The sequence below is a fragment of the Selenomonadales bacterium genome (genome assembly GCA_017442105.1).
In the GTDB taxonomy this organism is placed as follows: domain Bacteria; phylum Bacillota; class Negativicutes; order RGIG982; family RGIG982; genus RGIG982.
Genome location: JAFSAX010000124.1, coordinates 1 through 11,741, shown reverse-complemented (window position 1 = coordinate 11,741; position 11,741 = coordinate 1). Strand labels below are relative to the sequence as shown.

Here is an 11,741-nt window from a genome sequence, read left to right as displayed (position 1 = left end):
GAGAAAATCACGTTCAAAGAAAGGAAAAGAGAAGGATGGTATCGTAATCTTAACAAGAGAATGTTCCGCCCAAAGTGAGAACGAAAGAAGACGCTCTTTCTGCCGGGTACAGCTTTTTACACGAAGATAAGAGGTGAAAGACGATGAAACGAAAAATAACAGCACTTCTCATAGGAGCATGTATCGCGTGCTCGGCGACCGCCTTTGCCAACGGCCCCGTCTGGGCGGACCGCGATGCACAGCTTCATAAGATCAAGACCGTCCGCATCTGCCCGATCGAATATGCCCAAGGCACAGTCAGCGGAAACGAATACCATATGCTCCACGAATATACAGAAAAGCTCGATGATATCACCTTCGTCCAAGGCCATCGTCCGACTGATGAGGCCTTGACCGAAGACGCCTACCTCGTCATGACCGTCAACGAAACATCGTATGATATGCGCGAAGACCCCGGCTATACGTGCTCGCTTCCGATGTATCAAGCTGAGATCGTTCGTGATGGCGACTATTATGACGAATGGTACTCACCGACTTACTATGTAGACCATTCCGTCGGCCCGCAGCGCGTATACACGCAGACAGCCGAAGCCGAATATATATTATACGACGGCAAAACACATCGTCCCATCTTCCATTATCGTGACACGATGCGTTCTTCTCGCACGATGGATAAGAATATCGAAGAAACGATAACCGACTTCTACGCAGAACTCAAAACAGCTATCAAACAAAGCAAAAAACGAAAGAGAGGGTGATCCGTATGACGAAACGACTGATATCCATGCTCTGCGCCGCCTTCTTCACCCTCATGGCAGCCACTGCCTTTGCCGCAGAAGATCATGCATGGCGCGATCCGACCGTCAGTATGAAGGACTGGAAGTGCATCACCGTCGCAGATGTCACCTTAGATGATGCGAACACAGGCGATACCTTCCTCGCTGATGCCCTTACATATGAGCTTCTTCGCATCGGTGAAGACAAGCTTGATGACCTTGCCTACCGACAGGACGAAGACGGAGCCTTGCCCGATGCTTATCTCACCGTCGAAATAAAACGATACGAGAAAAACCGCTACTGGATAGAACCTTCCTCCGCGTCCGTCGAACAACGATACACCCATACCGAATCGTACCGTGACCGCGAAGGCAACGAACGCACGCGCTATATCACCCGTATCGAAACCGTTGTGCAGGACTATCCGCCGCACTATACGTATCGCTCCTATGTCCATGCGAAACTATCCGTCGTCGATGCGAAAAGCGGACGACCTGCCTTCATCTACGAAGCCATCGACGACGATGATAAAAGCACCATCGACATCTATCGCGGTATCGTTAAAGACTTCTATAAAAAGTGGAAAAAAGAAATGAAAAAGTAAAGAAAAATTTACCGCCTCAAAGAAAAACAAAAGGAAACTCCTGCATAATAGAATCAACGGAAGGGAACACACCTTCCGATCCCCCACCAAAGAAAACGAAGAGAAGGAGTTGGGTCATATGTTGAATAAAAAATGGTTTACAGGAGCACTGCTCGGCGCCTTCTTGGGGCTCGGTGTCATCACAGGAAGTCCGCAGGCAGAAGCGAGCGCACTCAATACCGCCGTACAACCGACAAGCAGCGGCATCGTCATCGTAGTCGATCCGTTCCACGATCATTACAGACACCCCGCACCGCCGCCGCACCACTACAGACACTATGCGCCGCCGCCGCGCCATTTCAAACATCACGGTCCGCCGCCGCATCACAGAAAGCATCATCCGCGTCCGCACCATCCGCGTCCGCACCACAGATGATAGATTTTTCTGACAAAAGAAGGAATCTTGCGGTATAAGATCGAACCAAACAACTAGGTATTAGAAAACACCGTCCCCATAAGGGACGTAACAGGAGGGAATATATATGAAAAAGAAAGTATTATCGGCTCTTATTGCGACAATGGTAGTAGGCTCTGTCACGGCAATGGCAGCACCTGCTGAAATTGAAGAAGGCAAATGGGATATCACCCTCGGTACATCGTTCAGCCCGAACACCGAAGACAGCGGCTATGATCTGGACGGCGACAACGGTTTCTACGGTAACGTCACCTACGGCATGGACGACAAATGGGCGATCCAATACGACTACAGCCACTATAGCTACGGTGAAAGAGGCATAAACGCTGATGGCGATGCCAGCGAAGTCAACGTTCTCTACGAACTCAGCCCGAACCTCAACGCCTATGCAGGCTATGTCTACTACGGTGAAAACTTCGACGGCGATGGTTACCATACCGATGGTGTCCAAATAGGTCTTCAGGGCTGGTACCCCATTGCAGACCAAGTAAACCTCTTCGGTAAGATCGGTCTTGGCAACAACAACCAGATCTATGAAATTGGTGCCGCGTACAAATTCGCCGATGACTGGGGTCTTGACGTATCCTATCGCTGGGCAGAATACAAAGATGTCGGCGATGTAACAGACCTCCAATTTGACGGCGTCCGCGCAGGTATCTCCACGACGTTCTAAACAATATCACATACACTCCCGCAAAGGCTCGAAGTATAACCTTCGAGCCTTTGCTTTTGTCAAAGAGGCACCTTGGCAGGAAAATGTATGAGCAAAAGCGAAATAATATCATACTGTTATGATAGTATGATGACACGCAGGAGGGAACATATATGAAAAAGAAAGTCTTATCGGCACTCATCGCAACGATGGTAGTAGGCTCCGTCACGGCAATGGCAGCACCTGCCGAGATCGAAGAAGGCAAATGGGACGTAACGCTCGGTACATCCTTCAGCCCGAACAGCGAATACGAAGGAAGAGACCTTGACGGCGACAGCGGTTTCTACGGTAATATCACCTACGGCATGGACGACAACTGGGCGATCCAATACGATTACAGCCATTACAGCTATAGTCTTAGAGACGAAGAAGGCAAAGGCGATGCCAGCGAAGTCAATATCCTCTACAAACTCAGCCCCAACCTCAACGCGTATGCAGGCTACGTCTACTACGGTGAAAAATATACCTACGCAGGGGGTAGCGACGGCTACCATACAGACGGCATCCAAGTCGGTCTCCAAGGCTGGTATCCGCTCGGCGAAAAAGTCAACCTCTTCGGCAAGATCGGTATCGGCAACAACAACCAGATCTATGAAATCGGCAGCACGTACAAATTCGCCGATGACTGGGGACTCGACGTATCCTACCGCTGGGCAGAATACAAAGACTTCAATGACGAAGATGACGGCGATTACAAATTCGACGGCGTACGCGCAGGCATCTCCACCACATTCTAAGACCGCATACGAACTCGGAGAAAATTGCTCCGAGTTCTTTTTTTTTCGCCCGAAACTTGATATGATAAACGAAAGAAAGGTGGTCGATACCATGAAAGAAAAAGGCTACATCCAAGTCTACACAGGAGATGGCAAAGGCAAGACCACAGCCGCCATCGGACTTGCCATACGTGCACTCGGCGCAGGACACCGCGTCCTCTTTCAGCAATATATGAAAGGCCTCGCCTACAGCGAACACAATATCCTGCCTACGCTCTCGCCGAACCTCACCTTAGAAACGCTCGGCAAACCGTTCTTTATCGCCGAAGAAGGCATGCTCACCGACGAACAGAAAAAAGCCTTTGAAGGTGTCGTCATCTTCCCGAAAGGTAAGCCCCCTGCCGAATACATCGCCCTCGTCAAAGGAGGCCTCGACAATGCCTATCAAGCCGCAGTAAGCGGAACCTTTGACCTCATCGTCTTAGACGAGATCAACTGCGCCCTTCGATTCGGACTTGCCGAATGGGAAGACGTCAAGCGCATCTTAGACGGGCGCGCGCCTCATACCGAGATCGTCCTCACAGGCAGAGGCGCACCCGACGAGCTTCTCGAGCGCGCCGACCTCATCACCGAGATGAAAGAGATCAAACACTACTACAGCCAAGGCGTAGAGGCACGCCGCGGCATCGAAAACTAGGAGACGCCATGAAAACAGCACTCATCACAGGCGGAACCAGCGGCATCGGACTTGCCGCCGCACGCCTTCTCATCGAAGACGGCTACCGCGTCATCATCACAGGCAGAAACGAAGAAAAGGGGAAAAAGGCCGAAGAAGCACTCGGAGAAAACGTCGTCTTTATCCCCTGTGACGTACGAAGCACCGCCGACTGCTTGCGTCTTGGCGAGATCATCAGACGTGACTGTGGCATGCTCCATGCGCTCATCAACTCTGCCGGCATCTACCTTGAAAAAAGCATTGATAACATGACCGAAGAAGAGTGGACAGACGTCATCGACACCAACCTCAAAGGCACCTACTTCGTCACCAAAGCCGTTGTAGACCTCTTAAGACAAGCGGGCGGGGCGATCGTCAACGTATCGAGCGACGCAGGCGTAAACGGCAACTACTTCTGCTCCGCCTACTGCGCATCAAAAGGCGCCATCACCACCATGACAAAAGCCCTCGCCCTCGAACTTGCCCCCGCTGTCCGCGTCAACTGCATCTGCCCTGCTGACGTAGACACACCCCTTACCGACGCGCAGCTTCCCCAAGAAGGGAAAGAAGAAGCCAAAAGAGAGATGGAATCCCTCTACCCGCTTGGCAGGATAGCGCGCCCCGACGAGATCGCAAACGTCATCGCCTTCCTCATAAGTGACCGCGCCTCCTTCGTCACAGGCGCCGTCTGGCTCGCCGACGGAGGACTCACCGCCTGCTGAAGAACTATTCTGTTGATAGATATTAAACATGAATAAACGGAATACAACCATTTTCCCATACCCTTCCTGCGCGAATAGGTGTATAATGAAACAATAATATATTCGTTTTTTCAAACATAAGGAGGCATATACTCACCATGGATTTCAGCATCCTCGACATCGTCCAATTCTTCATGCTTGGCGCAGGTGTCGGTATGTTCGGTACACTCGTCGGCATCGGCGGCGGTATCGTACTCGTCCCCATCTTCGTCATGCTCTACCACTGGTCGCCGCAGCATGCCATCGGCACATCGCTCTTCTGCGTCATGATGAACGCACTCTCCGGCACCATGGCCTACGTCAAACAGAAAAAAGTATACTGGCACGCAGCCATCCGCTTCGGCCTTGCGACCTTCCCCGGCGCATTCCTCGGCAGCTACGTAGCAGACTACTTCACAGGCGACGGATTCCGCATCACCTTCGGTATCGTACTCATGATCCTCGCACTTCTTACCTACTTCAAACCGTCCAAAAAAGCAGACGGCGCAGGATTCGACCCCAAAACCTTCATCTATAACGCACCGCTCGGTATCACCCTCAGCTTCGCAGTCGGATTCCTCTCCAGCATCCTCGGCATCGGCGGCGGCATCATCCACGTACCTGCCATGGTATTCCTCCTCGGATTCCCGGCACACGTAGCAACCGCAACCAGCCAATGCGTACTCGGTATGTCCAGTGCCGTCGGCGTCATCTCCCACGGCTGGCTCGGCAACGTCCTCTGGGACGCAGGCCTTGCCATTGGTATCGGTGCAGCAGTCGGCGCACAGATCGGTGCCCGCGTAGCTAAAAAAACCAAATCCCGCACCATCATGCTCATCCTCTCCATCATCATGTTCCTCGTCGGCGTCCGCATGATCGCGCAGGCCGTCATGTAACAGACAGAAGAATACGCGTACAAGAACTCAGGCATACCGCTTGGGTTCTTTTTTTATGCCTAAAAAAACAGGATATACAGGACAGATATGCATAAACATACAAAGACCCAAGTAAATGTCGGAGGTCTTTTTTTGTTTTTTCAAAAAAATTTTAACTTTTATACAGGAATGAATAATAATTGACATCTAGTTATAAAACAAGAACAATAAGGAATACAAAAAGAATATATAAAAATAGAAATACATAAAAAAATAAAATACGAAACAATAGATTCTCCTTGATATGGACGCTGTATGACAATAAGGAATAAAAATATAACAATGAAAAATACGATAATAAAATATAGGATTTAAAACCGAGCCAAATACAAAACAAAGTAACTGAAAAAAGGAGGAATATCCCTTCTCGTGTAGAACATAGTTGTTTAGGTGATCGAGTTGTATCTTTATAAATAAGAAGGAATCAAAAAAAGCAGACCTTCTTGCGATAACTGTAGGTATCTTAAAAGATAACTATAGATTTTGCGGGGGGGGGGTATTTTGATTACCGATATTTATAAAAGAGAAACAAAAGACATAGACAACAAAGCAAAAAGAAGAGAAAAAGGGGGCATATCTTATGAATAAGATATACAAAGTTGTTTGGAGCAAAGTAAAACATTGTTACGTCGTCGTATCCGAAGTGGCAAAAGCCAACGGTAAAAGCGGCGTGAAGGCGATCGCGGCAGCAGCGGTGGTAGCTGTTATGATGAGCGGTGGTACGGCACTCGCGGCAGATCATACGATCGGTGGGGAGTATGATTCTATTGCAGAGTTCAAGACGGATACGGGCTTCAATGCGCTTACCGATAATACATATTATTGCAACTATTATCCCGAAAACGACAAGGAAGGTACGTCCAATCATGTAGTGACGGACAGTGCTGTTACCTATACGACGACGGAAGCGAACGGCAATGTCGGTATTTTTGCAGCTTACTCCGGTAAGAAAAACGGCGGCAATAACATCACAGAGAATCCGAACAACAATACATTAGAGATCAAGCATGACGTTACGATCAATACGAACGGATATGCATACTTGTATGGTTCCTGCATCGACGGTGGCGCTGATGCAAGCTACAAAGCTGTCGCAACGGGCAACAGCGTTTCGCTTGAAGGCGTCACTCTTACGACCGGCGGCCATACGTTCATCGCAGGTGCGTTGAGCAATGACGGCTCGAAAGCAGATGTCGATTCGAATAAAACGATCCTCAAAGATGTTGAGGTAAAATTGGCAGACGGCAGTGTCCTTTGTGTATACGGTGGGGAAGCAAGAGGCGGCAGTGCAACGAACAATGAAGCGATCATCGAAAACGTCACGGTAGAAAATGCCGAAATGTACGGCGGTTTCGTCTTCAGCAAAGGCGGCGATGCTTCGGGCAATACGATCTCGCTTACTGATGTGACGCTGGGCGAAGGCTCTACGGTAGCGGGCGGTCATGTATATGATGTAGAAGGCAGTGCTGATGACAATACGGTCAATATCGCAGGCGACAGCAAGATCAGCGGCAGTGTATATGGTGGGATCTCCGTAGATTACGTACGTGATAAAAAAGGTAATATTCTCGAAACGAATATAGGCAAAGCTGATGGCAACGTTATCAATATCAGCGGCAATGCCGATATCTCCAATGCCAAACTCTACGGTGATGACGGCGGCGAAGGATTAGGCAATACGCTCAATCTCAAAGAAGGCTGGACGGGCAAAACGGTCGGCACAGCTGAGAACTTTAATGAGATCAACGTAGAAAAAGGCGTTGAAGCTACGTTCAAAGAAGCGATCAACGCGACCGAAGATCTGAACGTCAACGTAATGGAAGGCACAGTGATGAACGCACAGATCACGACTGAAGATACGGGCTCGAGCAATGTGGATGTCAGCGGCGGTACCTGGAACGTGACTGATGACAGCACTGTTAATACGCTCAGCGGCAAAGACGGTCTCATTCAGAAAGATGCATCGGCAGACGCAGTTGCACTCGATGTAGTCGGCAACGATGACAGCAATGTTCTTATCAAAGACAGCACGCTCGAATTCAAGGGCATCGACTTGACGCTCACTTCCGATTATCAGGGCAAAAAAGGTAACGTAAACGAAGGCGTTATCTACAACACAACGATCGTAAGCGACGGCAAGGTCACGCTTGAACAGACAGGCACGAGCAACCCTGTGTTGGGTACAGGTACGAATACGGTAGAAGCGGTGGAAGTTGAGATCAATGCTGCTGCCGATAAAGCAGTAACGGGCTACGGTGTCAATACGGTCACGGCAAACAAGATCACAGTCAATGCACCTGTTGACGGTATCTTCGTACCGAACGACAGCGGCGACGGCAAGGTTGTTATGAACGGTTTTGATGAAATGACGATCAATGCGGGCGAACACGCGATCGTCAACAACGCTTCCAATGCAGCAGAGACTACGATCAGCATTGAAGGCAATGAAAACAGCGTATTGAACCTCAATTCGGACGGCGAAAGACCGACTATCGCAGTTAAAACGGGTGCGAACAAAACTGAGATCAGTGCAGGTGCTGTCAATATAAACGGTAATGCTGACAACAAATACGGTGCAGTCGTATACGCGGCTGATGGTGCAGATATTGCCATTACGGCAACGAATACCGACGCTGAAACGGGCGGTATCAACATCGTTAACGAAGGCACAGGCGGTGCGGCAGTTCTTGCTAAAGCGGCAGACGAAGAAACTGTGGTAACGCTTGGCGGTAATATTGATATCGAGGCAAACGGTGGTCGCGGTATCAATGCGAAAAACGGTACGGCTGTCGATGTAGCAGGTACGGCTGTCATCAATGTCGGCGATGAAACTACGACGGCTATCAATATCAACGATGCAAGCTATGGTCTTATTGCGCAGTACAACGGTACCGAGATCAATGTCAAAGGTGATGCTTTGAACATTGACGGCGGCGGCAGCGGCAATGGTATCTGGGCTATGAATGGTAACCTTACGGATACAGAGCCTGCCGATAATGCGAAGATCACGGTCGACAAAGATACGGTAACGACGATCGAAAATGTTGATAGTGCGATCGTAGCTACCAGCCAGGGTACGGTCGACATCGCAGGTGACTTGTATGCGACTGCCAATAACGAAGTGATCGGCGCACGCGGTGGCTCTACGATCAATATCAACAGCGCGGGCGATCAGGATACGATCGTCCAGCTCAAAGGCGATATCATATATGAACTCGACAGCAAAGACGTTCATCCGGTAGATGCTGCGGTAAATGTCAACTTGATGAACAGCGAGTCTTGGCTCGAAGGCAATATTTATAAAAATGACGTTGCGATCGCGGCAGGTTCTCCGACGGGCGATGTAACGGGCATGAACCTTGGTCTTGCAAACGGCGCGCATTGGACGACCGAAGGCTCTGATGACAGTTTCGTCAGCGACCTCACGATGGACGACGGCGTTATCAATCAGGAAAGCACGGGCGAGATCACGATCGACAATCTCGCCGGCGAAGGTAATGTCGTATTCACCGATGGCAGCGGTCAGATCAATATCATGGCGGCTGAATCGGGTGCGACGCTCAACCTCAGCATGGCAGGCGTCGATGCAGACGGCTTCAGCTCGACTGACGACCTTAACAAATTGGCAAACAAACTCGATGCGGCAGAAGAAGCAACGGGTAATCTCACAGGTAACGTACATGTAGACGAAGGTCTTTTAAACGGTGCGATCGACATGACGGTCGAGTACGAAGATGTTGACGGCGACAAACTTCTCAACGGTGTCATCAAAGACGTACAGCAGGCTCAAACGACGACTACAACAGAATCCATCAGCGGTGTGGCGGCCAATGCGGCAGTAGCATGGCGCGATGAAGATGCGACGTTCAGCCAGCGTCTTGGTGAGCTCAGAAACAGCGAAGGTGCGCAAGGTGTATGGACGCGCTTCACGCAGGGCGAATTTGAACGCGGCAGTGATTTTGAAACAGAATACAACATGTTCCAGATCGGCTATGACAAAGCCAAAGACGATTGGCATTACGGTGTGGCAGTGAGCCATACGGAAGGCGATACGATGTATGCGGCAGGCAGCGGCGAGCTTAGCAATACTTCGCTCTCGGCTTACGGTACGTGGCTCGGTGAAAGAGGTCACTACAAAGATATCGTTGCCAAAGTCGGCTCGATCAGCAGTGATTACTCGATCAATGCGGCAGGTCAGCTTACGAAAGGCGAATATGATACGTACGGTACGTCCCTCAGCGCCGAATACGGTATGAAAAACGACATGGGCAAAGGCTGGTTCGTAACGCCGCTTGCTAAAATGACGTATATGCATATCGGCGGAGACAGCTACACGACGAATAACGGTATCAATGTAAAACATGATGCCATCGACAGTCTTGTCGCGCGTCTCGGCGTAGAGCTCGGTAAAGAGCTTGGCAATAAAGGCGCGATCTATGTGAAAGCATCGGCTCTCCATGATTTCTGCGGTGACGCGGATACGGCCTTCCGTCTTGGCAGCAACTCTGCGTTGATCACGGATGAGATCGGCGGTACGTGGTATGAAGTCGGTTTCGGTTTCAACTACAAAATGAGCGATGCAACGAACCTCTATGCAGATGTTATCAAAACGTACGGCGATGAGATCCGCACTCCGTGGCAGTGGAACGCAGGCGTACGTTACAGCTTCTAAGTAAGAAGGCATGATAAAACGAGCACACGGTGCGCTTGGATGCATCGTGTGCCCGTTAATAAATTTTGAATGGCAGGTGTAGAGTTTGCAAACAGGCGAAGAAAAGACAGTAGAACTGCATGTGCGTGAGCAGTATCGTAGGATCGGATGCAACATTGCTTATTTCCGCCGCCTGAAGGGATATACGCAGGCTCAGTTGGCGCAGGAGCTGGGCATTACGGCGAATTATCTGAGCCAGATCGAGTGCGGCAGAAGGAACAAGTATTCGCTCCATACGCTTATTATGGCATCGGAGATCTTGGATGTTCCGCTAAGCTCTTTTTGTGATTGATCTTGTGTAAAATAGAATAATAGTATAAAAAGACCCGAGGTGTGATCCTCGGGTCTTTTTGTGTGCAGGTGGTCGTTATTTGATGATCTTCCACAGTTTTTTGGTATCGTGGTTGAGTTCGTTGAAGTCGATGTATCCGTGTGTGAGGTCTGCCGTCGTTTCGTAGATGGCATCGGGGAGGATGAGGTAGTATTTCGGATACGGATGGGTACTGTCGGGTGTGGCGTGGATGAGGTAGATATCGCCGTGCTTGTAGGTGGTGGTGAGGCCTTCGATGGTCTGGTTTTCTGTGAAGGTGCGGTTGTCTGCGTCGAATTTGTAGAGGTGTTTGCCATCGAAGAGGGCGGTCGGCGACGGGGTGAAGTGGTATTTGTAGAGGAAGTCATCAAGACAGGTGATGTAAGGCGGGTTTGGATTTGTCGGCGGGTCGGCTTTCCATTTTCTCGCTTTTGGTTCTTTGTCGATGGCGATGCGATAGAAGGCGCCGTTGCCGTGTCTGAGGTCGTACTCATATGCTTCTTGGCCGTCGTACGTTACGCAGAATACAGCATCATCGGGGTGGCCGTTTTCGCGCAGGAGCGGGAAGAGGAATTGGTTGGGGTGCTTGGACGGTTGTATGTAGATGAAGCTTTCGATGATGGCATCGTTGTCATAGATGGTGTCGTAGTAGCAGCCACCGTAGATGATGGGCGGAATGAAGATGCCGTAATAGAGGTGATATCTGCCGTGGTAGTGGTGATGATGCGGCGGATGATAGTGTGATCTGTGGATCGGCGGTCTGTGATGCGGAGGTCTGACGTCGCCACCGTGCGGCGGTCTGTGGTCGGGGCGCATATCAGGACGGTGAGGCGGCTTGCCGTTCGGTTTCATGTCGGGACGGTGATTCGGTCTGTCTTTGTCGAAACCGTTACCTCTCGGCGGCTGGTTGCCGTTTGGCTTCATATCGGGTCTGCCGTTCGGCAGCAGCGGGAGCTTGTTGCGGTCGAGGAAGAAATCATCGAGCGAAACCACCACACACTGTACCCCGTCTTTCGCCAGGCGGCGGCGGATCTTGTGCGCCGTGGTGGTCTTGCCGGAGGAGGTAG

The 11,741-nt window shown here is 50.3% G+C and carries 11 protein-coding genes; 10 read left to right on the top strand and 1 reads right to left on the bottom strand.

Annotation, left to right across the window (positions count from 1 at the left end; translation table 11 throughout):
- Window positions 1–143: 143 nt before the first annotated feature.
- From IJN28_04825 to IJN28_04780, 10 genes are all read left to right on the top strand, one after another.
- Window positions 144–758 (top strand): hypothetical protein, encoded by a 615-nt coding sequence (locus IJN28_04825; protein MBQ6713092.1) that lies wholly within the window; start codon window positions 144–146, stop codon window positions 756–758.
- A 5-nt stretch (window positions 759–763) separates the two neighbouring features.
- Window positions 764–1,381, top strand: a complete 618-nt coding sequence (locus IJN28_04820; GenBank protein ID MBQ6713091.1) for a hypothetical protein — start codon at window positions 764–766, stop codon at window positions 1,379–1,381.
- A gap of 118 nt (window positions 1,382–1,499) precedes the next feature.
- On the top strand, window positions 1,500–1,796 hold the full coding sequence (locus IJN28_04815) for a hypothetical protein (GenBank protein MBQ6713090.1): 297 nt from the start codon (window positions 1,500–1,502) through the stop codon (window positions 1,794–1,796).
- A gap of 106 nt (window positions 1,797–1,902) precedes the next feature.
- Window positions 1,903–2,508 (top strand): porin family protein, encoded by a 606-nt coding sequence (locus tag IJN28_04810; protein MBQ6713089.1) that lies wholly within the window; start codon window positions 1,903–1,905, stop codon window positions 2,506–2,508.
- Window positions 2,509–2,660: 152 nt separating this feature from the next.
- The gene (locus tag IJN28_04805) at window positions 2,661–3,284 is read left to right on the top strand and encodes an outer membrane beta-barrel protein (GenBank protein ID MBQ6713088.1); all 624 of its coding nucleotides are present in this window, start codon (window positions 2,661–2,663) and stop codon (window positions 3,282–3,284) included.
- Window positions 3,285–3,375: 91 nt separating this feature from the next.
- Window positions 3,376–3,960: a cob(I)yrinic acid a,c-diamide adenosyltransferase gene (locus IJN28_04800; GenBank protein MBQ6713087.1), complete on the top strand. Its 585-nt coding sequence runs from the start codon at window positions 3,376–3,378 to the stop codon at window positions 3,958–3,960.
- A gap of 8 nt (window positions 3,961–3,968) precedes the next feature.
- Entirely contained in the window at window positions 3,969–4,700 is a 732-nt protein-coding gene (locus IJN28_04795) for an SDR family oxidoreductase (protein MBQ6713086.1), read from the top strand.
- 137 nt (window positions 4,701–4,837) lie between these two features.
- The gene (locus IJN28_04790; GenBank protein ID MBQ6713085.1) at window positions 4,838–5,614 is read left to right on the top strand and encodes a sulfite exporter TauE/SafE family protein; all 777 of its coding nucleotides are present in this window, start codon (window positions 4,838–4,840) and stop codon (window positions 5,612–5,614) included.
- 619 nt (window positions 5,615–6,233) lie between these two features.
- Window positions 6,234–10,325, top strand: coding sequence for an autotransporter outer membrane beta-barrel domain-containing protein (locus IJN28_04785; GenBank protein ID MBQ6713084.1), 4,092 nt, complete (start codon window positions 6,234–6,236; stop codon window positions 10,323–10,325).
- A gap of 85 nt (window positions 10,326–10,410) precedes the next feature.
- On the top strand, window positions 10,411–10,656 hold the full coding sequence (locus IJN28_04780) for a helix-turn-helix transcriptional regulator (protein ID MBQ6713083.1): 246 nt from the start codon (window positions 10,411–10,413) through the stop codon (window positions 10,654–10,656).
- Window positions 10,657–10,731: 75 nt separating this feature from the next.
- Here IJN28_04780 and IJN28_04775 read toward each other — a convergent pair.
- The coding region (locus tag IJN28_04775) for a hypothetical protein (protein ID MBQ6713082.1) at window positions 10,732–11,741 on the bottom strand (1,010 nt) is incomplete at its 5' end.

Excerpts from the sequence above, each read along its gene's own strand:
- IJN28_04825 (MBQ6713092.1), top strand. The coding sequence starts at position 144 with ATGAAACGAAAAATAACAGCACTTCTCATAGGAGCATGTATCGCGTGC.
- IJN28_04820 (MBQ6713091.1), top strand. The coding sequence starts at position 764 with ATGACGAAACGACTGATATCCATGCTCTGCGCCGCCTTCTTCACCCTC.
- IJN28_04815 (MBQ6713090.1), top strand. The coding sequence starts at position 1,500 with ATGTTGAATAAAAAATGGTTTACAGGAGCACTGCTCGGCGCCTTCTTG.
- IJN28_04810 (MBQ6713089.1), top strand. The coding sequence starts at position 1,903 with ATGAAAAAGAAAGTATTATCGGCTCTTATTGCGACAATGGTAGTAGGC.
- IJN28_04805 (MBQ6713088.1), top strand. The coding sequence starts at position 2,661 with ATGAAAAAGAAAGTCTTATCGGCACTCATCGCAACGATGGTAGTAGGC.
- IJN28_04800 (MBQ6713087.1), top strand. The coding sequence starts at position 3,376 with ATGAAAGAAAAAGGCTACATCCAAGTCTACACAGGAGATGGCAAAGGC.
- IJN28_04795 (MBQ6713086.1), top strand. The coding sequence starts at position 3,969 with ATGAAAACAGCACTCATCACAGGCGGAACCAGCGGCATCGGACTTGCC.
- IJN28_04790 (MBQ6713085.1), top strand. The coding sequence starts at position 4,838 with ATGGATTTCAGCATCCTCGACATCGTCCAATTCTTCATGCTTGGCGCA.
- IJN28_04785 (MBQ6713084.1), top strand. The coding sequence starts at position 6,234 with ATGAATAAGATATACAAAGTTGTTTGGAGCAAAGTAAAACATTGTTAC.